This window comes from Nocardioides sp. PD653-B2 (assembly GCF_002117935.1).
GTDB lineage: Bacteria > Actinomycetota > Actinomycetes > Propionibacteriales > Nocardioidaceae > Nocardioides.
The window spans coordinates 23,239-48,132 of the sequence record NZ_BDJE01000037.1 but is presented as its reverse complement, the minus strand read 5'-3'; the positions used below and the strand labels follow the sequence as shown (position 1 = coordinate 48,132).

27 protein-coding genes are annotated in these 24,894 nt (G+C 73.4%); 13 read left to right on the top strand and 14 right to left on the bottom strand.

Annotation, left to right across the window (positions count from 1 at the left end):
• Positions 1–9: 9 nt before the first annotated feature.
• From kdpC to PD653B2_RS16585, 3 genes are read left to right on the top strand one after another with little or no spacing between them, the layout of a single operon-like run.
• Positions 10–633, top strand: coding sequence for a potassium-transporting ATPase subunit KdpC (gene kdpC, locus PD653B2_RS16595; RefSeq protein WP_085873507.1), 624 nt, complete (start codon positions 10–12; stop codon positions 631–633).
• Between the two features lie 2 nt (positions 634–635).
• Positions 636–3,143 carry a DUF4118 domain-containing protein gene (locus tag PD653B2_RS16590; RefSeq protein ID WP_085873506.1) on the top strand — a complete coding sequence of 836 codons (2,508 nt, stop codon included), beginning with the start codon at positions 636–638 and terminating at the stop codon, positions 3,141–3,143.
• A complete protein-coding gene (locus PD653B2_RS16585) occupies positions 3,140–3,820 on the top strand; it encodes a response regulator (RefSeq protein WP_085873505.1) in 681 nt (226 codons plus the stop codon). Before PD653B2_RS16590 ends, PD653B2_RS16585 begins: the two co-directional genes overlap by 4 nt.
• Here PD653B2_RS16585 and PD653B2_RS16580 read toward each other — a convergent pair.
• From PD653B2_RS16580 to PD653B2_RS16565, 4 genes are all read right to left on the bottom strand, one after another.
• Complete coding sequence (locus tag PD653B2_RS16580) at positions 3,802–4,284, bottom strand: nitroreductase family deazaflavin-dependent oxidoreductase (RefSeq protein ID WP_085873530.1); 483 nt, start codon at positions 4,282–4,284, stop codon at positions 3,802–3,804. The two genes, PD653B2_RS16585 and PD653B2_RS16580, sit on opposite strands and share 19 nt — an antisense overlap.
• An 80-nt stretch (positions 4,285–4,364) precedes the next feature.
• Entirely contained in the window at positions 4,365–5,843 is a 1,479-nt protein-coding gene (locus PD653B2_RS16575) for a DUF6297 family protein (RefSeq protein ID WP_085873504.1), read from the bottom strand.
• Positions 5,840–6,466 (bottom strand): ABC transporter ATP-binding protein, encoded by a 627-nt coding sequence (locus tag PD653B2_RS16570; RefSeq protein WP_085873529.1) that lies wholly within the window; start codon positions 6,464–6,466, stop codon positions 5,840–5,842. The genes PD653B2_RS16575 and PD653B2_RS16570 overlap by 4 nt, the downstream gene beginning before the upstream one ends.
• 50 nt (positions 6,467–6,516) lie before the next feature.
• Positions 6,517–6,915 carry a DUF4446 family protein gene (locus PD653B2_RS16565; RefSeq protein ID WP_242665315.1) on the bottom strand — a complete coding sequence of 133 codons (399 nt, stop codon included), beginning with the start codon at positions 6,913–6,915 and terminating at the stop codon, positions 6,517–6,519.
• A 153-nt stretch (positions 6,916–7,068) separates the two neighbouring features.
• Between PD653B2_RS16565 and PD653B2_RS16560 the strand changes: the two genes are divergently transcribed.
• The 7 genes from PD653B2_RS16560 to PD653B2_RS16530 all read left to right on the top strand — a co-directional run bounded on the left by PD653B2_RS16560 (position 7,069) and on the right by PD653B2_RS16530 (position 13,131).
• On the top strand, positions 7,069–7,908 hold the full coding sequence (locus PD653B2_RS16560) for a prephenate dehydratase (RefSeq protein WP_085873503.1): 840 nt from the start codon (positions 7,069–7,071) through the stop codon (positions 7,906–7,908).
• 21 nt (positions 7,909–7,929) lie between these two features.
• Positions 7,930–8,619 (top strand): nickel pincer cofactor biosynthesis protein LarB, encoded by a 690-nt coding sequence (gene larB, locus PD653B2_RS16555; RefSeq protein ID WP_085873502.1) that lies wholly within the window; start codon positions 7,930–7,932, stop codon positions 8,617–8,619.
• Positions 8,612–9,790 (top strand): nickel pincer cofactor biosynthesis protein LarC, encoded by a 1,179-nt coding sequence (larC, locus tag PD653B2_RS16550; RefSeq protein ID WP_085873501.1) that lies wholly within the window; start codon positions 8,612–8,614, stop codon positions 9,788–9,790. The genes larB and larC overlap by 8 nt, the downstream gene beginning before the upstream one ends.
• 19 nt (positions 9,791–9,809) lie before the next feature.
• Positions 9,810–10,400 (top strand): TMEM165/GDT1 family protein, encoded by a 591-nt coding sequence (locus tag PD653B2_RS16545; RefSeq protein WP_085873500.1) that lies wholly within the window; start codon positions 9,810–9,812, stop codon positions 10,398–10,400.
• Between the two features lie 9 nt (positions 10,401–10,409).
• A complete protein-coding gene (locus PD653B2_RS16540) occupies positions 10,410–11,633 on the top strand; it encodes an arginine deiminase (protein WP_085873499.1) in 1,224 nt (407 codons plus the stop codon).
• 80 nt (positions 11,634–11,713) lie between these two features.
• Positions 11,714–12,088 (top strand): Crp/Fnr family transcriptional regulator, encoded by a 375-nt coding sequence (locus PD653B2_RS16535; protein WP_085873498.1) that lies wholly within the window; start codon positions 11,714–11,716, stop codon positions 12,086–12,088.
• A 134-nt stretch (positions 12,089–12,222) separates the two neighbouring features.
• Entirely contained in the window at positions 12,223–13,131 is a 909-nt protein-coding gene (locus tag PD653B2_RS16530) for an adenylate/guanylate cyclase domain-containing protein (RefSeq protein ID WP_242665314.1), read from the top strand.
• A gap of 134 nt (positions 13,132–13,265) precedes the next feature.
• Here PD653B2_RS16530 and PD653B2_RS16525 read toward each other — a convergent pair whose 3' ends face one another.
• The 5 genes from PD653B2_RS16525 to PD653B2_RS16505 all read right to left on the bottom strand — a co-directional run bounded on the left by PD653B2_RS16525 (position 13,266) and on the right by PD653B2_RS16505 (position 18,379).
• Complete coding sequence (locus PD653B2_RS16525; RefSeq protein ID WP_085873496.1) at positions 13,266–14,213, bottom strand: DUF5926 family protein; 948 nt, start codon at positions 14,211–14,213, stop codon at positions 13,266–13,268.
• A gap of 71 nt (positions 14,214–14,284) precedes the next feature.
• Positions 14,285–15,079, bottom strand: a complete 795-nt coding sequence (locus PD653B2_RS16520; RefSeq protein ID WP_089503998.1) for a glycerophosphodiester phosphodiesterase — start codon at positions 15,077–15,079, stop codon at positions 14,285–14,287.
• Positions 15,080–15,136: 57 nt separating this feature from the next.
• Positions 15,137–16,774 (bottom strand): ABC-F family ATP-binding cassette domain-containing protein, encoded by a 1,638-nt coding sequence (locus tag PD653B2_RS16515; RefSeq protein WP_085873494.1) that lies wholly within the window; start codon positions 16,772–16,774, stop codon positions 15,137–15,139.
• A 54-nt stretch (positions 16,775–16,828) separates the two neighbouring features.
• On the bottom strand, positions 16,829–18,034 hold the full coding sequence (locus PD653B2_RS16510) for an ATP-binding protein (protein ID WP_085873493.1): 1,206 nt from the start codon (positions 18,032–18,034) through the stop codon (positions 16,829–16,831).
• A gap of 90 nt (positions 18,035–18,124) precedes the next feature.
• Positions 18,125–18,379 carry a hypothetical protein gene (locus tag PD653B2_RS16505; protein ID WP_085873492.1) on the bottom strand — a complete coding sequence of 85 codons (255 nt, stop codon included), beginning with the start codon at positions 18,377–18,379 and terminating at the stop codon, positions 18,125–18,127.
• Positions 18,380–18,438: 59 nt separating this feature from the next.
• Between PD653B2_RS16505 and PD653B2_RS16500 the strand changes: the two genes are divergently transcribed.
• Positions 18,439–19,305 (top strand): Fpg/Nei family DNA glycosylase, encoded by an 867-nt coding sequence (locus tag PD653B2_RS16500; protein WP_085873491.1) that lies wholly within the window; start codon positions 18,439–18,441, stop codon positions 19,303–19,305.
• 7 nt (positions 19,306–19,312) lie between these two features.
• Entirely contained in the window at positions 19,313–19,648 is a 336-nt protein-coding gene (locus tag PD653B2_RS16495; protein ID WP_085873490.1) for a rhodanese-like domain-containing protein, read from the top strand.
• Here the strand turns inward: PD653B2_RS16495 and PD653B2_RS25090 are convergent, their stop codons facing one another.
• The 3 genes from PD653B2_RS25090 to aat form a co-directional block, all read right to left on the bottom strand.
• Positions 19,649–20,479 (bottom strand): BclA C-terminal domain-containing protein, encoded by an 831-nt coding sequence (locus PD653B2_RS25090; RefSeq protein ID WP_085873489.1) that lies wholly within the window; start codon positions 20,477–20,479, stop codon positions 19,649–19,651.
• 102 nt (positions 20,480–20,581) lie between these two features.
• A complete protein-coding gene (locus tag PD653B2_RS25085; RefSeq protein WP_165763508.1) occupies positions 20,582–21,142 on the bottom strand; it encodes a hypothetical protein in 561 nt (186 codons plus the stop codon).
• A gap of 66 nt (positions 21,143–21,208) precedes the next feature.
• Positions 21,209–21,892, bottom strand: a complete 684-nt coding sequence (gene aat / locus PD653B2_RS16480; protein ID WP_242665313.1) for a leucyl/phenylalanyl-tRNA--protein transferase — start codon at positions 21,890–21,892, stop codon at positions 21,209–21,211.
• A gap of 28 nt (positions 21,893–21,920) precedes the next feature.
• Between aat and PD653B2_RS16475 the strand changes: the two genes are divergently transcribed.
• Complete coding sequence (locus PD653B2_RS16475; protein ID WP_085873486.1) at positions 21,921–22,613, top strand: EcsC family protein; 693 nt, start codon at positions 21,921–21,923, stop codon at positions 22,611–22,613.
• Here PD653B2_RS16475 and PD653B2_RS16470 read toward each other — a convergent pair.
• Both PD653B2_RS16470 and PD653B2_RS25915 read right to left on the bottom strand, forming a co-directional pair.
• Positions 22,574–23,788, bottom strand: a complete 1,215-nt coding sequence (locus tag PD653B2_RS16470; RefSeq protein ID WP_085873485.1) for a hypothetical protein — start codon at positions 23,786–23,788, stop codon at positions 22,574–22,576. The two genes, PD653B2_RS16475 and PD653B2_RS16470, sit on opposite strands and share 40 nt — an antisense overlap.
• Entirely contained in the window at positions 23,785–24,891 is a 1,107-nt protein-coding gene (locus PD653B2_RS25915; RefSeq protein ID WP_085873484.1) for a hypothetical protein, read from the bottom strand. Before PD653B2_RS25915 ends, PD653B2_RS16470 begins: the two co-directional genes overlap by 4 nt.
• Between the last annotated feature and the right edge of the window lie 3 nt (positions 24,892–24,894).

The window sequence follows — 24,894 nt, the reverse complement described above, 5'->3', positions numbered from 1 at the left end:
TGCACCGACATGTCGGACCTCTTCGCCCTTTTCCGGCACAGCCTCGCCGGGCTCCGCGTGATGATCGCGGCCACGCTGCTCCTCGGCGTCGCCTACCCGCTCGTCGTCACCGGGATCGCCCAGGTGGCCTTCCCGTGGCAGGCCCAGGGCTCCCTGGTGACGGCGACCGGCGGTCACACCACGGACGCCGGCGACGCCGTCGGCTCGGCGCTCCTCGGCCAGCTGGCCGGCGGTGAGGACGCCGACCGACTGTTCCGGAACCGCCCCTCGGCGGCGGGCGACGGCTACGACCCGCTCAGCAGCTACGGCTCGAACCTCGGCCCGGAGAACCCGGACCTGATCGCGGCGATCGAGAAGCGCAAGGCCGAGATCGCCCGGCGCGAGGGCGTCGACCCGTCCGACGTACCTCCGGACGCGGTCACCGCCTCGGGGTCCGGTCTCGACCCCGACATCTCCGTCGCGTACGCCGACCTCCAGGTCGCCCGGGTGGCCGAGGCCACCGGGCTGACCGAGGACGTCGTCCGGCGCCTGGTCGACGAACACACGTCCGGACGCACGTGGGGCGTGCTCGGCGAACCGCGCGTCCACGTGCTCGAGCTCAACATCGCGGTGCGGGTGCTGGCAGGATCGTGAGCATGGAGGCCGATCCTCAGGTCGGACGCCGGGGGCGGCTGACCGTCTACCTCGGCGCCGCGCCCGGCGTCGGGAAGACCTACGCCATGCTCGGCGAGGCTCGTCGGCGTCACGAGCGCGGCACCGACGTGGTCATCGGGTACGTCGAGACGCACGGGCGCGAGCAGACCGTCGCCATGCTCGACGGACTCGAGGTGGTGCCCCGGGTGGAGGTCTCCTACCGCGACGCGACCTTCACGGAGATGGACACCGACGCCGTGATCGCGCGGCAGCCTGCGGTGGTCTGCGTCGACGAGCTGGCCCACACCAACGTGCCGGGCAGCCGGCACGAGAAGCGGGCCGAGGACGTCGAGCAGATCCGCCGGGCCGGGATCGACGTCATCACCACGGTCAACATCCAGCACCTCGAGTCTCTCAACGACGAGGTCGAGCGGATCACCGGCGTGCGGCAGCGCGAGACCGTGCCCGACGAGGTCGTCCGCACCGCCGACCAGATCCAGCTCGTCGACATGTCCCCCGACGCGCTGCGCCGCCGCATGGCGCACGGCAACATCTACCGCGCCGACCAGATCGACGCGTCGCTCACGTCGTACTTCCGGGTCGGCAACCTCACCGCGCTCCGCGAGCTCGCCCTGCTGTGGCTGGCCGACCGGGTCGACGACGCGCTCGACGACTACCGCCGGGCGCACCAGATCGCGCAGCCGTGGCCCGCCAAGGAGCGGATCGTCGTGGCGGTCACCGGCGGTCCCGAGAGCGAGACGCTGCTGCGCCGCGGCGCCCGGCTGGCCCAGCGCGCCGCAGGGTCCGAGCTGCTCGCCGTGCACGTCATCTCCAACGACGGCCTCGCCAACCCGGCCGAGACCCGGATCGCGCGCTCCCAGCAGCTGGTGGCCTCGCTCGGCGGGACCTTCCACTCGGTCGTCGGCGAGGACGTCTCGGCCGCGGTCGTCGACTTCGCGACCGGCGCCAACGCCACCATGGTCGTCGTCGGCGTGTCCCGGCACGGGCGGCTCCGGCGGCTCTTCACGGGGACGACAGGCGACCGGATCGCATCGCTGGCCGGGTCGATCGACGTCCACCTCGTCACGCACGACCAGGTCGCGCGCGCGGCCAGGACCCGGCGGTCCCTCTCCCCGCTCAGCCGCCGGCGCCAGGTCGTCGGGCTGCTGATGTCCGTGCTCCTGCCGGCCCTGCTGACCGTCGTGCTGCACGTCTTCAGCGACCCCGACCAGCTCCCGGTCGACGTGCTGCTCTTCTTGGCGGTCACCGTGCTGGTCGCGCTCGTGGGAGGCCTGGTGCCGGCGCTGGTCGCGGCGCTCGGCAGCTTCCTGCTGATGAACTGGTACTTCACCCCGCCCGTGCGCAGGCTGACGATCTCCGAGCCGACGAACCTCGTGGCACTGCTGGTCTTCGTCGCCGTCGCCGTCGGCGTCGCCACCGTCGTCGACCGCGCCTCGCGACGGGCGACCGACGCCACCCGGGCGCGCACCGAGGCCGCGACGATGGGCTCCCTGTCACGCTCGGTGCTGACCGGCCAGGACACCGCGGAGGCGATCGTCGCCCGGCTCCAGGAGGTGTTCAACCAGACCGCCGTCTCGCTGCTCAAGCGCGGCGCCGCCGGCTGGGAGGTGCTGGCCTCGAGCGGCACGCCGCACGCGTGCACGCCCGACGAGGGCGACACCCAGGTCCGCGTCGACGACGACCACGTCATCGTGCTCTGCGGCTCGCCGCTGCGCGCCACCGACCAACGGGTGCTCGAGGCGTTCGCGGTGCAGACCGGTCTGGTGCTCGAGTACCGCCGGCTGCGCGAGCGGGAGGACCGCGCCGCCGCGCTCGAGCGCGCCGAGGCGACCAGCACGGCCATCCTGCGCGCCGTCTCCCACGACCTGCGCACCCCGCTCGCCACCATGCGTACGGCGGTCGACGGGCTGGCGTCCGGCTCCCTCGACCCCGCGGACCGGACCGAGCTGGTCAGCGCGGTCGAGTCGTCGACCGGTCAGCTGGAGCGGCTGATCGACAACCTGCTCGACCTCTCGCGGATCGAGTCGGGCCTGCTGCACCCGATGCTCGCCGACCGCAGCCTCGAGGAGGTGCTCCCGCTCGCCGTCGCCGGGCACCCGCCCGGGAGCGTCGCCCTCGAGGTCGACGAGACCACCCCCCTGGTGCACACCGACGCCGGGCTGCTCGAGCGGGTCGTGGCCAACCTCGTGGGCAACGCCGTGCGGGTCTCGGACGGTGCGCCGGTGCGCGTGCTCGCGCACGTGCTGCCCGAGTCCGTCGACATCCTGGTCGTGGACCGCGGGCCGGGCGTGCCCGCGGCGCTCCGGGACCGGATGTTCGAGCCGTTCCAACGGCTCGGCGACGCCACCGCGGGTGGGCTCGGCCTCGGCCTCGCCGTCGCCCGGGGCCTCACCGAGGCGCTCGGCGGGACCCTCACCGCCGAGGACACTCCCGGCGGAGGGCTCACCCTGGTGCTGTCCGTCCCCCGCGCGGAGTCGATGTCGCCGTGAGCCCCAAGGTCCTGGTCGTCGACGACGAGCCCGCCCTGGCCCGGGCGCTCGCGATCAACCTGCGCGCCCACGGCTGGGAGGTCGTCACGGCCGCCGACGGCCGCTCGGCGCTCGACGCCGCCGCCACCGAGCACCCCGACGTCGTGCTGCTCGACCTCGGCCTGCCCGACCTGGACGGCACCGAGGTGCTCACCGGCCTGCGCGGCTGGACGAAGGTGCCGATCGTCGTGCTCTCCGCACGTCAGCACGGCGAGGACAAGGTGGAGGCGCTCGACCTCGGCGCCGACGACTACGTCACCAAGCCGTTCGCGATGAACGAGCTCATGGCCCGGCTGCGCGCCGCCGTCCGGCGCGGACAGGAGGCCGGTCCGGAGACGACCGAGGTGGTCGTCGGCGACCTCGTCATCGACCTGGCGCGCAAGCGCGTGGCCCGCAGCGGCGCCGACGTACGGCTGACGCCCACGGAGTGGGCCTTCCTCGAGCTGCTCGCCCGCCACGTCGGCCGGCTCGTGTCGCGCGAGCAGATCCTGCGTGAGGTGTGGGGACCGGCGTACGAGCACGAGTCGCACTACCTGCGGGTCTACGCCGCGCAGCTGCGGCGCAAGCTCGAGGCCGACCCGGCGCACCCCGTGCACCTGGTGACCACGCCCGGGCTGGGCTACACGCTGGAGCCGTAGCGAGGCGTGAGCCAGAAGACCGGCAGCTCGCGATCGGTGCGCTCGGCGTACTTCTGGTAGTTCGGCCACTCCTCGACCAGGACCGCCCAGATCTCCTCGCGCTCGGCGCCCTGCAGCTCGCGCGCCGTGACGGCGACCGTGCGGCCCCGGTACGTGACCAGCGGCTCCTCGGCCGCCCGGAGGTTGGCCGCCCAGGCCGGCGGCGTCGGCGCGCCCCAGTTGGAGCCGACGACCAGCCAGCCGTCGCCGTGCGGGACGCACAGCAGCGGGGTCGTGCGCAGGATGCCCGTCGTGCGACCGGGCACCTGCAGCACCAGCTCCTTGAGGCCGGTCGCCATCATGATCGTCACCCGGCCCCGGGTGAGCCGCTGGATCAGCTTGTCGGAGCCGACGATCAGCCGGGAGTACTTCGACAACCACGGCTGGCCGCCGAGCTTGACCGCCATCCACCGCATCGGGTTCATGGGCGGAGCATAGGGGTCCCCCTCGGGGCGGGTCCGGGTTCCAGCCGCTCGGTGACGGGCGGTCGTCACGGTCGGTGCCGTCAGGGACGGCCGACGAGGAACGACAGCACGAGCGACATCAGTCCCACCGAGACGGCGGCACCGGTGGGTGTCGGCGCGACGAGCAGCGGCACGGTGCCGAGGAGGAGCACGTCGAAGCCGCGGAGCACGCTGAAGTAGAGCGAGGTCGGCACCGCACCCATCGGCGAGGTGATCAACGGGAGCTGGTAGTCGGGCGGATGGCTGGTCATCCAGCGCACGGCCGCCGTCGCGACGGTCACGCCGCACGCCAGCGCCACGATGACGCTCGGGCCCCATGGCCCGCCGATGGCGTCGTGCACCGCGGGCGCAGCGCCCAGCGACCAGATCACCAGCAGGGCACCCGGGACCCCCAGGCAGGCGGCCTTGACGGCCGGTGCGGGCAGGGGGAAGCAGCGCAGCAGGCTCGCCGTACGGCTCAGGACCCGCAGGGAGGTGAACAGGCCGACCCCGGCGCCGAAGCCGGTGAGCGTCACGACCACGACCATCGCGTGGCCGAGGCCGAGGGCGGTGGCGAGGTAGGGCAGCACCAGGGCGCCGGCGAGGCCGACCAGCACCTGCGGGTTGCGGCGCAGCCGCACCACCTCGCGCCACACGAGGGCACGGGCCCCCGAGCCCCGGCCGCGGACCACCCGGACGGTGCTCTTCGAGCGCCAGTGGCGGGACACGAGGATGTCGTAGAAGAGCGTGAGGTCGAGGCTGGCGAGGGCCCCCGACAGACCCGGCAGCAGCGCACCGCCGGAGACCAGTCGCTCCCGGCGGATCAGCCGGAGGCTGCGGTAGGCGAGCACCAGCAGGAGGAGCGCGAGCACGCCGGCGACCCCGATCGCCGGCCGGAGGAGGGCCACGTCCGGCACGTGCAGCCCGGCCGGCACGGTGTCGCGCGCGACCAGCACGAGGCCGACCCACAAGGCGACGCCGAGCAGCCAGACCAGGACCCGGACCGGCAGCTGCCCCCGCGCCTGGGAGACGGTCGCGACGCCGACGAGCAGGACGCACACGACGGCGACCAGCCCGGTGAGCCAGCCGACGACCGCGGGCGGGTAGTCGCTGAGGGTCGCCCCGACCGCGGCCAGGACCGCGCCCACGAGGGCGGCCACGACGGACGAGACGACCAGGCGGCCGCGCACCAGCACCGTGCGGTCGAGCGGTGCGGTGAGCAGCCACGTGCCGACCGCGGGCGAGACCAGCATCGGGCCGAGCAGCCGGGCGCCGGCGAGCACGACCGTGACGGCGGCCAGGCCGAAGAGCCAGCCGAGCGCGTCGCGGGCGTCCAGGCAGGAGACCGACGAGCACGCGCCGGAGGTCACCACCCGGAGGTTGACGATCACGCTGACGGCCATCGCGCCGAGCACCAGGGCGGAGAAGATCACGACGTACGCGTCGCTGACCGCCTCCATCAGGCTGGTGTCGACGCGGCCCCGGCGCCAGACCCGGATCTGGGAGCGCAGCTCCCGGACCTCGGCGGCCCGGGCGGTCACGGGGACAGCTCGTCGAGGTCGAGGACCCGGTCGGCGACGGCCGCGACGAGGTCCGGGTCGTGGCTGGCGAGCAGGATGCCGAGCCCGTCGGCCTTCTCCCGCAGCAGCCGCTCGGTCAGCCACTCGAGCCCGGCCTGGTCGAGCCGGGCCTCGGGCTCGTCGAGCACGAGCAGCCGGCGCGGGCGCACGAACGCGCTCGCGAGCGCGAGCCGCCGCTTCTGTCCTGACGACAAGGTGCCCGGCAGCTGGGCCGCCTGGCCGACCAGGCGCACCTCGTGCAGCACGTCGTCGACCAGGGCCTCCGCATCGGGCACGCCGTGCGCGCGGGCGAAGAGGTCGAGGTGCTCGACGACGCTGAGGTCGGGGAAGAAGTCCATGTCGTCGAGCACGATCGCGAGGTCGCGCCGGATCGTCACCGACCGCTCGTCGACCGGGAGGCCGTCCAGCTCCACCGTGCCTCCCGTCGGGGCGTCGACGCCGGTGATGCAGCGCAGCAGGGTGGACTTGCCGGCGCCGTTGCGCCCGCGCAGCGCCAGCGCCTTCCCGGCCGTCACGGTGAGATCGACCCCGGAGAGCACCTCGACGTCGCCGAACTTCTTGCGCAGGCCGTGCACCCGCAGCAGCGGGGGCGTCTTGGGGGTCTTGGGCTTCTTCGGCTGCTTGCCCGGCGTGGTCACGGGCGGGCGTGCTCGATCGCCTCGAGCTCCTCGGGCGACAGCTGCTGCTCGCAGCTCCACCCGGTGATGCTCTTGGCATAGGTCCGGGCCTCGCTGCGCCCGTGGATCGAGGTGAGGACGACGCCGTGCCCACCGTCGTCGAGCAGCGCGAGCGACCAGGACAGGTGGCCGCCCATGTCGCCGAACGCGTCGTACCGGACCACCGCGAGGTGCCGCAGCGCGTCCTGGGCCTCGGCGCGCAGCGCCGCCACCTCCTGGCGCAGGCCGTGCACGTCCTCGGGCAGTGCCTCCACGCCGGTACGCCGCTTGCCGGCGCTCACCCGCCGCAGCGCGACGACCGACAGCAGCAGCCCGAGCAGGCCGACGACGAGCGCCGACGACGCGATGATCTCCACGCCTCCGAGACTAGGCAGCCATCCCTCACCTTCCCCCGGTGACCCGCCGTTGCACCGGCGCCGACTCGACGTTGCGGCGGTGATGGCCTCCGGTGCTCAACCACCGGGGGAGACGGAAGCCGGTCGGCGGGCCGAGCGTGGAACGATGGGACCGTGACTCGACGCATCGCCTACCAGGGCGAACCCGGCGCCAACTCCCACATCGTGTGCAAGGAGCACTACCCCGAGTGGGAGGCGCTGGCGTGCGCCTCGTTCGAGGACGTCTTCGCTGCCGTCGAGTCGGGCGATGCCGACCTCGCGATGATCCCGATCGACAACTCGATCGCCGGGCGGGTGGCCGACATCCACCACTTCCTGCCCGACTCGGGCCTGCACATCATCGGTGAGCACTTCCTGCGGATCCGGTTCGCGCTCATGGCCCTGCCCGGCACCACGCTCGACACGATCTCGACCGTGCACAGCCACGTGCACGCGCTCGGCCAGTGCCGCAGGTTCATCCGGGAGCACGGGCTCAAGCCGGTCATCGCCGGTGACACCGCCGGCGCGGCGCGCGAGGTGGCGGAGTACGGCGACCCGACGCAGGCCGCGCTCTCCCCGCCACTCGCGGCCGAGATCTACGGGCTGGAGATCCTGGCCGACGACGTCGAGGACGAGGACCACAACACCACCCGGTTCGTGGTCCTCTCCCGCGACTACGTCGAGGCTCCGGCCGGCAACGGCCCGGTGGTCACCAGCTTCATCTTCAACGTGCGCAACCTGCCGGCCGCGCTCTACAAGGCGCTCGGCGGCTTCGCGACGAACGGCGTCAACATGACCAAGCTGGAGAGCTACATGGTCGGCGGTCAGTTCACCGCCACCCAGTTCCTCGCCGAGGTCGACGGGCACCCCGACGACGTCGGCCTGAAGAACGCGCTCGAGGAGCTGGCGTTCTTCACGACCGAGGTGAAGGTGCTCGGGGTCTACCCAGCCGACCCGTTCCGCAGCGAGGCGTAGCCCGCCGAGTAGGTTCACCCCGTGGAGCAGCAGGACCCCCGGACCGCCGACCTCGGTTTCGCGCGCGTGGACGTCGACCGCGCGGCGCGCACCGGCGACCCCGAGGTCGTGTACGGCGCGGGCAAGACCCCCGACCAGATCGTGGCGATCCTCCGGGCCCTCCACGACAAGCACCCCGAGCGCGCGGTCCTCGCCACCCGGCTCGCGCCCGAGGCGCTCGACGTCGTGGCCGACGCCCTGCCGGACGCCGACATCGACCTGGTGGCCCGCGCCGTCACGCTCGGCCCGCTGCCCCCGACGCACGGCACGGTCGCCGTGGTCGCGGCCGGGACGTCGGACGCGCCGGTCGCCGCCGAGGCCGCCCTCACGATCCGGGTGCACGGCGCCGCGGTCGACCGGATCGACGACGTCGGCGTCGCCGGGCTGCACCGCCTGCTCGGTGTCCGCGACCGCCTGGCCGCCGCCGACTGCCTGGTCGTCATCGCCGGCATGGAGGGCGCGCTGCCGTCCGTGGTCGGCGGGCTGACCGGCGTCCCGCTCGTGGCGGTGCCCACCAGCGTCGGGTACGGCGCCTCCCTCGGCGGCGTCGCCGCGCTGCTGGCGATGCTCAACTCCTGCGCGCCCGGGGTCACCGTCGTGAACATCGACAACGGCTACGGCGCCGGCGTGCACGCCGCCCGCGTGGCCCGGCAGAGCCGCGCCCATGACTGACACGGTCTGGATCGACGCGTCCTCCGGCGCGAGCGGCGACATGCTGCTCGGTGCGCTCGTCGGCGCCGGCGTCCCCGTCGAGGTCATGCAGGAGGCGATCGACGCGGTCGCCCCCGAACCCATCACCCTGCGCGTCGAGTCGGTGCGCCGGGGCGGGCTGGCCGCCACCCGCGTCCACGTCGTTGTCGCCGAGTCCCACCACCACCGCACCTGGCACGACGTCCGGGCCCTGCTCGGGGACGACGAGCTGGCGGTGGCGGTGTTCGAGCGGCTGGCGGTCGCCGAGGCCGCCGTCCACGGCACGACCCCCGACGAGGTGCACTTCCACGAGGTCGGCGCGCTCGACGCGATCGCCGACGTGGTCGGCGTGACGGCGGGCTTCGCCCACCTCGGCGCCGCCGCGGTGACGGTCTCCCCCGTCGCGGTGGGCTCCGGCACCGTCCGGGCCGCCCACGGCACCCTCCCGGTCCCGCCACCGGCGGTCGCGGAGCTGCTCCGCGGCGTCCCGTCGTACGCCGGGCCGGCCGGCGCACCCGAGATGGAGCTGTGCACGCCGACCGGCGCCGCGCTGCTCACCACCCTCGCGACCGGCTGGGGACCGCAGCCGGTGATGGCCGTCGACGCGATCGGGGTCGGGGCGGGCGGGCGCGACCCGGAGGGTCACGCCAACGTCGTGAGGTTGTTCCGGGGCTCCGAGACCGGACCGGGTCCTTCCTCCACCGCCGGAACGGCACCGCTGCTGATGGAGTGCAACGTCGACGACCTCGACCCGCGGGTCTGGCCGGCCGTGATCGCGGCGCTGCTCGAGGCGGGCGCGTCGGACGCCTGGCTGACGCCGATCCTGATGAAGAAGGGCCGACCGGCCCACACGCTCAGCGTCCTGGTCGACAGCGCCCGCGCACCCGGGGTCCGGTCGGCGATCTTCCGGCAGACCTCGACCATCGGCCTGCGCGAGCAGCCGCTGACCAAGCACGCCCTGGACCGTGAGATCGTGGTCATCGAGGTCGACGGGCAGCAGGTGGCCGTCAAGCTCGCCCGCCACGAGGGTGTCGTGGTCAACGCACAGCCCGAGTACGACGACGTCGCCCTCGCCGCGGCCGCTCTCGGGCGTCCGGTGAACGACGTGCTCACGGAGGCGCAGGCCCTGAGCCGCGCCTTCATCGAACCCTGACATCAAGTGGGAGAGTCTGATGGACCCGGTCGTCATCGGCCTGAGCTTCCTCGCCATCTTCGTGGTCGAGCTGCCCGACAAGACCTTCCTCGCGACGCTCGTGCTCGCGACGAAGTACCGCCCGATCCTGGTCTGGATCGGCGTCGGGCTGGCGTTCACGGTGCAGACGGTCGTCGCGGTGCTGCTCGGCCACGCCGTCACGTTCCTGCCCGAGGAGGTCGTGCAGGCCGGCGCCGGGCTGATGTTCCTGATCGGCGCGGTGATCCTGATCCGCGAGGGGCGTGGCCACCAGGCCGCCGCCGAGTCCGAGGACGAGCCCGAGGCCACGAACGTGCACGGCTGGCGGGCCGTGCTGGCCAGCTTCCTGGTGCTGTTCGCCGCGGAGTGGGGCGACCTCTCCCAGCTGCTGACGATCTCGTTGGTCGCGAAGTACGAGGCACCGGTCGCCGTCTTCATCGGCGCGCTCGGGGCCCTGCTCCTCGTGAGCGGCCTCGCCGTCGCCGCGGGACGCCAGCTGCAGCGGTTCGTGAAGCTGCACGTGCTCCACTACGTCGGCGCCGGGGTCTGCTTGGTGCTCGCGAGCATTACGGCGTACGAGCTCCTGACCTAGAGTCTGGGCATGGCATTCCCGCACGGCGCCGACAGTGAAGTAGGCACCCTCCAGTCCGTCATGCTCCACCGGCCGGGCAACGAGCTGAAGCGGCTCACGCCGCGCAACAACGACCGACTGCTCTTCGACGGGATCCCGTGGGTCAGCCGCGCCCAGGAGGAGCACGACGACTTCGCGGAGGCGCTGCGCGGCCGCGGCGTCGAGGTGCTCTACCTCACCGACCTGCTGACCGAGACGCTCGCCAGCGAGGCCGCGCGCAACCACGCGATCACGACCACGCTCTCCGGGCTGCACCTCGGCGACACGATGCGCGGCTACCTGGCGCGGGTGATGCGCGACCTCTCCCCCGAGGAGCTCACCGGCTACCTCACGGCCGGGGTGCGCAACGACGAGGTGCGCGGCGGCTTCGGGATCGTCACCTCGCTGCTGGCCAGCGACGACTTCCTCATCGACCCGCTGCCCAACCTGCTCTTCACCCGCGACTCGAGCGTGTGGGTGCGGGACCGGGTCGCGGTCACCTCGCTGGCGATGCCGGCCCGCTCCCGCGAGACGCAGCTGACCGAGCTGATCTACACCGAGCACCCGCGCTTCCAGGGCACCCGCAAGATCCACGGCTGGCACCACGAGCACGTCGAGGGCGGCGACGTGCTGCTGCTCGCGCCCGGTGTGATCGCCGTCGGTGTCGGCGAGCGCACGACACCGGCCGGTGTCGAGCGCTTCGCCCGCCAGGTGTTCCACGCCGATCTCGCCCACACCGTCCTCGCGGTCCCGATCGCGCAGGAGCGCGCGACCATGCACCTCGACACCGTGTGCACCATGGTCGACGTCGACAAGATCGTGATGTACCCCAACGTCGCCGACTCGCTGCGCGCGTACGCCGTCACGCTCGCCGACCGCGCCGAGGACGACCGCGACCTCGAGCTGGACGTCGCCGACGCCGAGCCGTTCCTGGTGGCGGCAGCGAAGGCGATGGAGATCGACACGCTGCACCAGATCGACACCGGGCTCGACCCGGTCACCGCCGAGCGCGAGCAGTGGGACGACGGCAACAACACGCTCGCGCTCGCGCCGCGGGTGGCCGTCGCCTACGAGCGCAACGACGAGACCAACGCGCGCCTCGAGGAGGCCGGCATCGAGGTGGTCCGGATCGCGGGCTCCGAGCTCGGCTCCGGGCGCGGCGGACCGCGGTGCATGAGCTGCCCGATCTCGCGCGAGCCGCTGCCCGTCGGCTGACCGGTCCGGACCACGGTTTACACCCCCGTCACGAGCGGAAGGCTTCGCCGCGGGAGGACCCACCGCGAAAGGCACACGCCATGGCTGACTCGTTCTACGACGCGTTCACACCCGAGGAGATCGCGCGCATCAGCGCGGCCGGCACGCGGGTGCGCGTCCCGGAGGGCTGGTCCCCGATCTGGGAGAAGACCCCCGCCGACAAGGCCTACATCGTGCTCGACGGGTTGGTCTCGGTCCGCCAGCACGGCCAGGAGATCGCCCAGCTCGGCCCGGGCGACATCGTCGGCGAGGCCGCGATCGTCAACCACTCCCTGCGCACCGCGTCGATCGTCGCGCTCACGCCCCTCGACATGATCCACTTCACCGACGAGGCCGTGCGCCGGCTCTGTGACGAGATGCCCTCCTTCAAGGAGGCGATCTCCGCGGTCGCGCTCGAGCGGTTCCCGAAGAGCTGACGACCCTGACGACCCCGGACAGCACTGCCGAGCCCGAGCAGCCCCCCGCCGCCGGCGCGCAGGAGGCCGTCGAGGAGCTGCTGCTCGGCGCGGCGCCCCACCTCACCCGGGTCCAGGTCGCCGAGCGGGCCGGGGTGCCCCTCGAGGTGGCCGAGCAGCTGTGGCGGCTGCTGGGCTTCGCGCGGACCGACGACGCCGACGTGGCGTTCACCGACGCCGACGTCGAGGCGCTCGAGCTCACCAAGGACCTGATGGAGCTCGGGATCCTCGGGCCCGACTCGCAGGCGGCGCTGGTGCGCACCTGGGGCCGCAGCTTCGCGCGCCTCGCCGAGTGGCAGACCTCGCTGCTGGCCGACATCGCGACCGAGAGCGACGACCCCGACCGCCGGCTGACCGAGCTCTCGATGTCGGTGCTCCCCCGCGTCGAGTCGCTGCAGTCCTACATCTGGCGCCGCCACCTCGCGAGCGCCACCGGCCGGTCGCTCTCGGTCGAGTCGGCCGGCTCGACGGCCAGCCCGCTGACCGTCTGCTTCGTCGACATCGTCGGCTACACCTCCCGCAGCAAGAACCTCGACGAGGCCGAGCTGGTCGGCTGGCTCGAGCACTTCGAGGACGAGGCGACCGGCCTGGTCGTCGACCACGGGGGCCGGATCATCAAGACCATCGGCGACGAGGTGCTCTTCGTCGCCGACCGGGTCGCCGACGCGGCGGAGATCGCGCTGCTGATGACCGAGCGGGGCGCCGACGACCGCGACCCGTTCCCGTCGGTGCGGGCCGGGCTCGCCCACGGCAACGTCGTGAGCCGCCTCGGCGACGTCTTCGGCCCGACCGTCAACATCGCGGCCCGGCTGACCTCGGTCGCGCGGCCGGGCACGGTGCTGGCCGACCGGGGCGTCTACGAGGAGCTCTCCGGTCGCCGCGAGGAGGACGAGGAGACACCGGCCGACCCGGGCGCGGCGTACACGTTCCGTCGGACCCGGCGTACGCCGGTGAAGGGCTACGCCCGGCTCCAGCCGTGGGTGCTCCGCCGGACCTCCGGCTAGCCGAAATGCAAGGCGCTCGGCCGTTGCCGACGGGGGACGCGACAACGACCGAGCGTTGCGAATCTACGGGGCGAGGGGTGGCCGAGACAACTCACACGCCGCCTCACGGGCGTGATTCGCGTCGCCCGGCGGATTCACCTGATGGTGACCTGGCGGTTCGCCAGACCCGACCGGGCGGCGCGCTGCTCGGGCGTGAGGTCGGAGGTGTCGGCGAGCGCCGCGGCGAGGTCGGCCGCGAAGCGCTCCGCGGGCTCCTCCAGCGGCTCGGGCCCGGTGCCGACCGGGAGGTCCCAGACCGGCGCCAGGAGCCCGTGGGCGCGGAACATACCCACGAACCGCGAGCCCGCGACGAGCTCGTCCTTGCCGGCCGCGTGCAGGCGGGCGAGCGCGTCGAGGAGCTGGTCCTCGGGCTCGGGCATCACCCAGCGCAGGTGCTCCTTGGGGCCGACGTTGGTCCAGTACGCCGCTTCGACGGACGTGAGCTTGGCGGTCGGCGTCACAGAGTCGTTGGCCTGCTCGAGCGCGGCGGCCATGTCGGCCCGCTCGTCCGCGTCGACGTCCGAGATCCAGTAGTCGAACCCGTCGTGGACGGTGATCGTGAGCGACTCGTCGGTGATCAGGTCCTGGAGCCGCGGTCCCTCGCCGGGAGGGGTCGTCAGGCCGACGATGCCGGGCTCCGACGCGGCGAGCGCGGCGGTGAGCACGGCGCCGAGGTCGCGGGCGGGGTCGCCGAAGTTGTGCTGGACCTGGAGCCCGAGCCAGATCTCACCGCTGTCGCGCACCATCGCCGGTGCGGCCATGGGCAGCATCGAGCAGAGCTTCACGACCTGGTCGGGGTGGTCCGCGAGCGTCAGCATCGCGGTGGCCGCCGGGACCAGCTCGCGCAGCGCCACCACGTCGCACTCGGACGGCATGCCCTCGAAGGGCCGGGCGACGAACACGTCGGGGGCGCCACCGGCGGCACCGTGGCAGGCCTTGTACCGCTTGCCCGAGCCGCAGGGGCAGGGCTGACGCGGTCCGACCGCGCCCTCGACAGGCTCGGTCTGCTGGTCACGGGCCTTGGTGCGGGACTTCTTCGCCATGGCCCTGAACCTATCGGGGTCGCGCCAGCGGTGCCGAGCCGGTGGTTGGGGAGACAGGACGTCGTCCCTCCTCAACCACCGGCCTCGCGCTGCTCCAGCAGGTCGAGCATGTAGGCCGGGCGGTCGGAGATGACCGCCTTCACGCCGAGCTCGAGGCAGAGCTCGAGCTCGGTCTGGGTGTTCACCGTCCACACGTGCATGTCGTGCCCGCTGCGGGTGATCCGCGGCCCCAGGCGCGGGTGGTCGGTGAGGACCTGGACGCCCGGACCGACGATCCAGTCCGGCCCGATCATGCGGCGCATCATCGGCCACTGCCGGGCGGTGTCGAGGAGCATCACCAGCGGCACCGCAGGGGCGAGCCGCTCGACCCGCTGCAGGGCCGTCCAGGAGAAGCTCATCACCCGGGCCGGCGAGCCGATCCGGTCCCAGCCCAGGTGCCGCAGCTGCTCGACGAGGCGGCGCTCGACCAGGCCGCTGTAGCGCGTGGGGTGCTTGGTCTCGATCGCGATCTCGACCCGGCGGTCGTAGTCGGCGACGACCTCGAGGAGGGTGCGCAGCGTGAGCACCTTGTCGAGCCGCTCGTCGCGCACCGGCGCCTCGTCGTCGAGGTCGTTCCACGGGTTCTTCCAGGAGGAGAAGTCCAGCTGGTCGAGGTCGGCGAGCTCCATCGTCGAGACCAGCCCGCGGATGCTCGCCGTACGGCGCAGGTCGCGGTCGTGGACGCAGACGAGGTGTCCGTCGGCGGTCAGGCGGACGTCGCACTCGAGCCCGTCGGCGCCGTCGTCGAGCGCCGCGACGTACGCCCGCAGGGTGTGCTCGGCGTTGTCGTGGCTCGCGCCGCGGTGAGCGACGACCTGCGGCCTCATGCTCCCCATTGTGGCCGCCCCGGCACCCGTTCGGGTGGAAGATCCACGTGGCGTGCGCTACTCCTGGGTGACCACGCCCGCCTCGACCCGCCACCGTCGGTCGAGGCTGACGTTGTCGAGGAGCCGCCGGTCGTGCGACACCAGGAGGAGCGCGCCGTCATAGCTCGCCAGCGCGTCCTCGAGCTGCTCGATCGCCGGCAGGTCGAGGTGGTTGGTCGGTTCGTCGAGCACGAGCAGGTTGACGCCGCGGCCCTGGAGCAACGCCAGCGCGGCGCGGGTCCGCTCCCCGGGCGAGAGCCGGCCGACGGTGCTCGCGACCTGGTCGGCCTTCAGACCGAACTTCGCCAGCAGGGTGCGTACGTCGCCCGGCGCGAGCTCCGGCAGCTGGGCCTCGACCGCGTCGCCGAGCGGCAGGTCCTCGGCGAGGCCGGTGCGCGCCTGGTCGATCTCGCCGATGGCGACCGACGCGCCCAGTCCGGTGGTGCCGGTGTCGGGCGCGATCCGCCCCAGGAGCAGCCCGATCAGCGTGGTCTTGCCGGCCCCGTTGGGTCCGACGATGCCGATCCGCTCACGCGCGTCGACCTGCAGCGACGCGGGCCCGAACCGGAAGTCGCCGCGCTGGACCGTCGCCTCGTTGAGGGTCGCGACCACGGAGCTCGACCGGGGCGCGGCACCGATGCTGAACTGCAGCACCCACTCCTTGCGCGGCTCCTCGACCTCCTCGAGCCGGGCGATGCGCGACTCCATCTGGCGCACCTTCTGGGCCTGCTTCTCCGACGACTCGGTGGCCGCCTTGCGCCGGATCTTGTCGTTGTCGGGGCTCTTCTTCATCGCGTTGCGGACGCCCTGGGAGCTCCACTCGCGCTGGGTCCGGGCGCGGGACACGAGGTCCGCCTTCTTGTCGGCGTACTCGTCGTAGGCCTCCCGGGCGTGCCTCCTCGCCACCGCACGCTCCTCGAGGAACGCGTCGTAGCCGCCGTCGTAGACGCTCACCTGCTGCTGCGCGAGGTCGAGCTCGACGATCCGGGTGACGCAACGGGCGAGGAACTCGCGGTCGTGCGAGACGAGCACGACGCCGGCGCGCAGCCCGCGCACGAACGCCTCCAGCCGCTCGAGGCCGGCGAGGTCGAGGTCGTTGGTGGGCTCGTCGAGGAGGACGACGTCGAAGCGGCTCAGCAGCAGCGCCGCCAGCGCGGCCCGGGCCGCCTGACCTCCGGACAGCGACGTCATCAAGGCGTCGGGGCCGACGTCGAGCCCGAGGTCGGCCAGCATCGGGGCGATCCGCTCGTCGAGGTCGGCGGCACCGCTGGCCATCCAGCGGTCGAAGGCCGCGGCGTACGCGTCGTCGGCCCCGGGCTCGCCCGACCCGAGCGCCTCGGCCGTCGCCTCCATCGCGGTCGTGGCGCCGGTCGCGCCGGTGCGGCGGGCGACGTACGCCGCGACGGTCTCGCCGACGATCCGCTCGTGCTCCTGGGGCAGCCAGCCGACGAACGCGTCGGACGGCGCGGTCGACACGGTGCCGTCGAGGGCCTCGAGGTCGCCGGCCAGGATCCGCAGCAGCGTGGACTTGCCGGCTCCGTTGGCGCCGACGACACCGACCACGTCGCCGGGCGCGACCGTCAGGTCGAGGCCCTCGAAGAGGGTGCGGTGGCCGTGGCCGCCGGCCAGGTTCTTGGCGACCAGGGTTGCGCTCACCGGCCGATCGTAGGGGGTGCGCCGCGCGATCCCCGCGTCGGCGGTGGTGGACCGTCAGACTGCTCGCGACCTCAGGAACTTGCCGAAGTGGGGCACCGTGAAGGCGACGCTCCCCCGCTCGGCGGAGAAGACGAGGCCCTTCTTGATCAGCCCGTCGCGCGCGGGGCTCAGCGACTGCGGCTTGCGGTCGAGGTGCTTCGCGACGTCGGCGGTCGAGATCGGGCCGTCCACCTCGCCCGTCCCCCGGTCGGCGCCGAGGTCGGCCATCGCGGTCATGTAGTCGCGCTCGGCCGGGGTCGCCCGGTCGTAGCGGGCGCCGAAGAAGCCGACCGCCAGCTCGGCCTCCGCCTCGGGTGCGGCCTCGAGCACGTCGGCGACGCGGATCGGCGAGCCGACCGCGGCGTCCCAGGTGACCTTGCCGTAGGCCTGCACGAAGTAGGGGTAGCCGTCGGTCAGCCGGTAGAGCTCGTCGAGCGCCGCGTCCTCGAAGGCGACGTCCTCGGTCCCGGCCGGCACCCGCCAGGCGCGGTCGGCCATCTCGCGCGGCAGCCGGTCCACGGAGACGTAGCGGAAGAGGCGCTCGGCGTACGACTTGGACGCGGCGAGCGCGACCGGGAGGTGCGGGAGGCCGGCGCCGACCACCAGGAGCGGCGCGCTCTGCTGGCTGATCTCGTGGCAGGCGCCGCACAGCGCGGCGAGCTCGGGGATCGCGATGTCCTGCATCTCGTCGACGAACAGTGCGACGCCGACACCCAGGTCGCCGGCGAGGGTGGCGACGTCGGTGAAGAGCTCGACCAGGTCGAGCTCGAGGTCACCGGAGTCGGCCCGGCCCTTGGTGGCGGGCACGTCGACGGGCGGCGTCCAGCGCATGCCCTTGCGGTCCTCGACGTCGGTGCGCAGCGCGAAGCTCTTCAGCACCCCGGCGACCTCGTCGACCCGGTCCGGGTCGCGGTGCCGGTGGGACACCTCACGGACCGCCGCGTGCACCGCCTGGGCCACCGGGATCCGGATGCTCTGGTCGGGCCGGGCTTCGATCTTGCCGGTGCCCCACGCCCGCCGGACGGCCTGGCCGCGCAGCGCGTTGAGCAGCACCGTCTTGCCGACGCCGCGCAGGCCGCTGAGGACCATGCTGCGCTCGGGCCGGCCCGCCGCCACCCGCTCGAGGGTGACCTCGAACTGCTCCAGCTCGCGGTCGCGGCCGGCCAGCTCGGGCGGGCGCTGGCCCGCGCCCGGGGCGTACGGGTTCCGGATCGGGTCCACGTCAGGACGGTATCCGGGTGTCTAGCGTTTCCCGTAGATGCGGGGCGGCACGCCGGGCGGGTTTCCCCGGTCAGCTGGGGACGTCCACGATCAAGCGGACTCGACGATGCCCATCCGGTCGCGGGCGGCCTCGTAGGAGCGGACCAGCCCCGCCCGGAGCAGGTCGATCAGGTCGGGCACCTCGTCGATGGCGAGCCGGAACGACCCGGCGCAGACGTTCTCGCGCCACAGGGACAGCACCACGAGCCCGGACTCCTGGTGCCACGACACCCGCAGGGCACGGTCGCCACCGCGGGCGTCGAGGAAGATCGACCCCGTCTCCGGCAACGGACGTACGGCGGGCACCCCTCCATGATGCGCCTGAGAGGCAAGCCCTGTCACCGGTTCTGCCTAGACTCGGGAGCGTGCCTGAGCTGCCCGAGGTGGAAGCCCTGGCCCTCGACCTGAGGGGCCGGCTCGACGGGCATGCCATCGCGAAGATCCACATCGCGGCGTTCAGCGCCCTGAAGACCTTCGACCCGCCGCTCTCCGCCCTCGAGGGGACGATGGTCGACGGCGTGAGCCGGCACGGCAAGTTCCTCGACATCGAGGCGTCCGGCATCCATCTCTGCCTCCACCTGGCCCGCGCGGGCTGGGTGCGCTGGCGCGACGAGGTGCCGACCATCCCGCCGAAGCCGAGCACCAAGTCGACGCTCGCGCTGCGCGTGGTCCTCGACGACCAGTCCGGGCTCGACATCACCGAGGCCGGCACCCGCAAGAGCCTGGCGGCCTACGTCGTGCGCGACCCGCAGGACGTACCCGGCATCGCCCGCCTCGGCCCGGACCCGCTCGGCGACGACTTCACCGTGGAGCGGTTCCGCGAGATCCTCGAGCGCGAGGGCCGCAAGCAGCTCAAGGGCGTGCTCCGCTACCAGAGCACGATCGCCGGCATCGGCAACGCCTACTCCGACGAGATCCTGCACGCCGCGCGGATGTCGCCGTTCAAGCCGGCCAACAGCCTGACCGACGACGAGCTCCAGACCCTGTACGACGCCCTGCGCACGACCCTCGGCGACGCGGTCGAGCGCTCGCGCGGCCTGCACGCCAGCGAGCTCAAGGGCGAGAAGAAGTCCCACCTCGCCGTGCACGGCAGGACCGGCCAGCCGTGCCCGGTCTGCGGTGACACCGTGCGCGAGGTGTCGTTCGCCGACTCCAGCCTCCAGTACTGCCCCACCTGCCAGACCGGCGGCAAGCCCCTGGCCGACCGCCGGATGAGCAGACTCCTGAAATGAGATACCGATGAGCCAGATCCCGACCGTGTCGATCGACGCCGTGCCCGACCCGCTGCCCGAGGAGCTCTCGGTGCTCGACGTGCGCGAGCCGGTCGAGTGGGCGCACGGCCACATCGAGGGGGCCGTGCACATCCCGATGAACGAGCTGCCCCACCGGCTCGACGAGGTCGGCGGTGGCCAGACCCTGGTGGTGTGCAAGGTCGGCGGCCGCTCCAGCCAGGTCGTCGCCTGGCTGGCCGAGCAGGGCTACGACGTCGTCAACCTCGACGGCGGGATGCTCGACTGGGAGGCTGCCGGGCGCCCGATGGTGAGCGACTCCGGGCAGCCTCCCCAGGTCTTCTGACTACCGCAGCTGCTGGATGATCAAGGTGGCGCCGACCGGTCGCGTGCCGCCCGCCAACGGGGTGACGGTGAGCGCGGTCGGGTTGCCCGCCGGGTTGCGGACGGTCAGCACCGCGTCGGGGGCCACGGTCGTCACCAGCGCCTCCCCGGTGAGCTGGGAGGTGCCGGTGGCCCGCCCGACGACCGTGTAGGCCAGGTCGGCGCCGTTGAGGGTCAACATGAGCTGCCCCGCCTCGCTGACCGACACCGAGAACGACACCCGGTAGGTCCCGGTGGCCGGCAGCGTGAACGAGTCGTCGCCGGCCCTGGTGATGGAACCGCTGGTCGGGCCGTCCTGCGGGAAGTCGACGTCCGTGCCGGGCGCCACCGTGGCCGCGTTGTCCGGCGGCATCAGCGCGAAGAACTCGGCGAACTCGGAGACCGCGTCGGCGCCGTCGGTGCCGTTCGTGCCGTTCGAGCCGTTCGTGCCGTTCGTGCCGTTGGTGCCCGCCGCGCCGGCCGGGCCCACCGGTCCGGCAGGTCCGGCAGGTCCGGCAGGCCCGGCCTCGCCGACGGCACCCGCAGGTCCGACCGGACCCCGGGCGCCGGTCTTGCCCGTGACGTTCCAGGAGATCTTCTTCGCGCCGGGAGGACAGGGGTCGCCGACCTGGGTCCGGCTCAGGACCCGGGTGTCGGGGTCGACACAGGCGTAGATGTGCCGGGCGCTCGCCCACGGCCGGTCACCGCCCTGGTGACCGGCGACGCCGTACGCGACTCCTCCGCCACCCAGGAGCAGGGTGATCGCGAGGATGGCGGCGACGTGCCGCCGCAGGAAGATGCGTGCTCGGGACATGGTGGTTCCCCTCCGACTCGGTGGCTCTCGGCAAGCCGCCGAGTCAGCGAGGGAACGCTAGCGCCACCGGCCGGTACGCGGACAATGTGTGCACTCACCGGTCTAGCTCCCGGTGCTGGCGGTCAGCTCGCTCAGCATCGACGCGAGCTCGCTCGGGTCGGTCGGCAGGTCCGACGGGAGGTCGGAGAGATCGCTGGGCAGGTCGCTGGGCAGGTCGCTGGGCAGATCCGAGGCGTCCGGCAGCCCGGGGAGGTCGAGCGGGCAGTGCTCGGTCGTCCAGTCGCTGAACGCCTGGCCGTCCTCCTGGTCCGCGTCGCTGAGGTCGTCCCCGATGTTCTGGAGGTCCGCGAGGGTGGCGTCGTCGTCGATGTCGTCGGCGGCCGCGACGAAGAGCTCGAAGCCGTGGCGGGCGTCGTCCGGCATCTCGCTCGGGGTGCCCACGTCCTCGATGTCGGCGGCCCACTCCTTGAGCGCGGTGATCATGGCGGCGGAGTCGGCGTCGGTGGCCTGCGCGACGACCTTGTCGTAGAAGCCGTTGAAGGCCGCGCAGAAGTCCTTCGTCGACGCGTCGTCGGGAGCGCTCGACCCGCCGCTGTCGCCGCTGCATCCGGTCAGCCCGCCGATCACCAGCGCCGTCGCGGCGATCATCACTCCAGCTCTCATGGTCCGCTCCCTCGGTCGTGGCCCGTCCGCCTCACCCTGCCACCGGCGCCGGCGCCGGGTCCATGCTCACCCGTCGAGGGTGAACAGCGCGGGTGTCTGCACGCGCAGCGCGCGCGTCAGGCGACGCAGGTACGTCGCGCGCGGGATCTCGACCGCGCCGAGCGTCGCGAGGTGCGGCGTCAGCCACTGCACGTCGACGAGGCGGTCGGCCGCGTGCTCGTCGCGGAGGCCCTCGACGAGGCCGACCAGCGCCACCTTCGAGGCGTCCCGGACCCGGTGGAACATCGACTCCCCGGCGAACAGCCCGCCGATCGCGACGCCGTACAGCCCCCCGACCAGCCGGCCGTCGCGCCAGGCCTCGACCGAGTGCGCCCAGCCGAGCTCGTGGAGGCGCAGGTACGCCGCCCGCACGTCGGCGTCGATCCAGCCCGACTCCCGCCGTGGGTCCGCGCAGGCGTCGACGACCTCCGCGAACGCCGTGTCGACCCGGATCTCGAAGTCCCGCACCGACCGGCGCAGCGACTTCGACACCACCAGACCGTCCAGCGGGATCACGCCGCGACGGACCGGGCAGAACCAGTACATCGGGTCGCCCGGCGACCCGGACGGCATCGGGAAGAGCCCGCGCCGGTAGGCCTCCAGCAGCGTCCCGGGCTCCAGGTCGGCGCCGATCGCGACCAGGTCGTCGAGCGCGTCGTACCTCGTGGGGTCGCCGAACGACCAGGGTGACGGCGGCGGCTCGACGGGCACGTCACGACGGTATCCGTACGATCGACGCATGAGCGCGAAGGGCATCGGCAGCCAGATCGTGGGCAAGCAGGTAGCGACCCGCGCCCCGCACCTCGCCCCCCAGCTGACCCACTCGTTCGTGCGCGAGGCGCTGCACCGCGCGATCCACGGCATCGGCCCGCTGCCGCCGGCGGCCGAGGCGGCCGACAAGCAGCTGCGCGAGCAGCAGGGTGACGTCGAGCGCGGCGTCCACGAGGTGATCGAGAACCACGTCCGCTACGCCGGCGCGCAGGGTCTGGTCAACGGGCTCGGCGGCGTGCTGACCTCGGTCGTCACGATCCCCGCGAACATCACCGGGCTGGCGCTGATCCAGGCGCGGATGGTCGCCGGAATCGCGCATTTGCGCGGTTACGACCTGGAGGACCCCCGGGTCCGCAACGCGATCCTGGCCTGCATGCTCGGCGGCGACCAGGTCGACTCGCTGATCAAGCGCAAGCTGCTCCCGGCGCCGCCGATGGCGATCGCCACCGCGCCGGTCCACGACCCCCAGCTCGACCAGGTGCTGTCCGCGGAGGTCGCGTCCGACCTGATCACCCAGGCCGGCGGCAAGCGCCTCGCGATCACCATCGGCCGGCGGGTGCCCATCGTCGGCGGCGCGTTCGGGATGGGCATCGACGGCTTCGACACCTGGCGCGTCGGTCGCTACGCGGGTCGCGAGCTGCGGCCGCGGGCGCGGCGGTAGGCCTTCAGCAGGCCTCGTCCGGCCCCGCTGGCCGTGAGCCTGCGGACGGCCTTCTCGCGCCAGCGGTACGTCGGGCGCAGGTAGGAGCGCTCGAGCGCGACCTGGGTCTCGTGCAGCTCGTGACGCAGCCGGTCCTCCGACTGGCGCAGGCGCGCGCTCTCGAGGAGCAGCGCCTTGATCGCGTCGACGGCCGCGGCCGACACCTGCCGCTCGACCGGGTGGTCGGGGTCGGCGTACTTCTCGACGGGCGGCTGCCCGAGCAGGTCGTGGAGGTCGCCGACGACGTCGTAGCCGCGCTGCTCGATCTCGGCGATCCAGGAGCCGGTGACCTGCTGGGTCCACGGGTGCACGTCGGGCGGCAGCGCCAGCCGGGGCGAGCGCGACCGTCGGGAGAGGGTCTGGTGGGCGAGCAGCTCGCGGACCAGTGGGCGGTAGTCGGCGGGCGCCAGCTCGCGGTTGGCGGCGCGGTTGATCCGCCGCAGCAGCGCCGTCTCGGGTGCCCCGAGCGACGGGTTGGCGCGCTCCGCCTCGAGGTCGAGGTCGAGGCCGTCGAGCCCGAAGGCGACGCTGAACCGCTTCCACAGCAACTGTCGCGGGCCGCCCGCGGGCGGCACGGTGACGATGTGGATGTGCCCGGGAGGCAGGTCGTGGCCCCAGCGGTTGAGGATGTCGGGCAGCTCCTGCACACCCCAGAACCAGGTCGCGATCCGGCTCTTGCGCTCGGGGTCCTGGATCTGGTCGAGGAACGCGCCGTACGTCAGTGCCTGGCGGTGCTTGACGTTCTCCTGCCACTCCGCGGGGATCTGCCGCACCAGGTCGCGCGCCGACACGACGACGTGGATCTCGGTGCCCGAGCCGTGGCCGAGCGACTCGAGCGCCCGGCCGGCCTGGGAGCGCGACGCGGTCGCGAGGATCTCGTGGCTGATGACGGCCGTGCCGTGGTGGTCGCGGACCTTCGCCGCGAGGCTGTCCCATGCGCCGACGGCCTCGGTCTCGAGGCCGCCCCACGGCAGCTTCATCAGGTCGAGCGCGGCGAGGAAGTGTGCGTCGAAGCGGTCCGCGGCGTAGAGGATGTCGGCGGAGGCGAGCAGCCGGCGGTTGCGGTAGAGCACGTCCTGCAGGTACGACGTGCCGGTCTTGGGGGTGCCGACGTGCAGGAGGACCCGCTTGCTCACGACCGACCCTCCTCCAGCACGAGGCGCATCGCCAGCGCCAGGGCCCCGGCGTCCGACGGCTCGGACGCGCCGCTGCGACCGACGGGCAGCAGGCTGTCCGGGTCGCCGTGCACAGGGTATCCAGCGCGCAGCAGCGCGTCGCGCATCCGCACCGCCCGGGTGTGCACCCAGTCGGCGTGCTCGTCGGGGACGACGAGCTGCGGACCGCCGGCGGCGACCAGCCGCGGGAGCAGCGTCTCGTGGAGCAGCGCGCGCCGACGCGGCGGCACGGCCAGCAGGCCGAGCACCTGCCCGACCCGGCGGGCCAGGTCGACCGCGTCCGCCGAGATCTCGGGCGGCCCGGGGAGCGGCCGGCGCACGCCGACCAGGCGCGGGATCTCGGTGGGGTCGAGCACGATCCGGACCCGCTCGGGCCCGACCCGGTCGCTCCAGGCCCGGGCCGCGCGCACCAGGTCGATGCGCGGCGGCAGCGTGCGGTGGCGGGCCAGCGGGTCGAGCCAGTCGCGCCAGCCGGGGCCGCCCTCGGCCAGGCTGCGCGCGGTCCACGCGTGGGCGAGCATCTGGCCGAGGTCGGTGCCGAGCACCAGGATCACCGACCCGCGCCCGCCGGGCGGGCGGCCGCGGGCGACCAGCTCGGCGCGGACCGGGTCGGCGAGCAGCGCGTCGCCGACCAGGCGGTAGCGGCGCGCCCACGGCCGCCGGGTGGCGGCCCGCGGCGGGTCGGGGAGCCCGGCCGCGACGACGTCGTCGGCGAGGATGCCCGCGGCCACCCGGAGCAGCTCGTCGTCGGGCAGGTCGGCGGGGTCGACGGGCGGCGGCCCGAACGCGAGCGGGTCGACCGCCCCGGCGAGCTCGAGGTCGGGGCGACCCCGCCCCGGGGCGCTGGCCTCGACCACCCGGGTCGCCAGGGCCGGCGAGGGCGGTCCGGCCAGGTTGAGGCGGCGGAGCAGCTCCAGCTGCTGGGCGCCGGGCAGCACCCGGCCGCGCGAGGGCCCCTCCCCCTTCCAGTCGCGCCACGGCGTCGTACCCCCGTCGAGGAGGTGGGCGACCCAGCCCCAGGCCCGGCGTACGCCGGGCGTGTCCTCCTCGGACCGGGGCGTCACCGG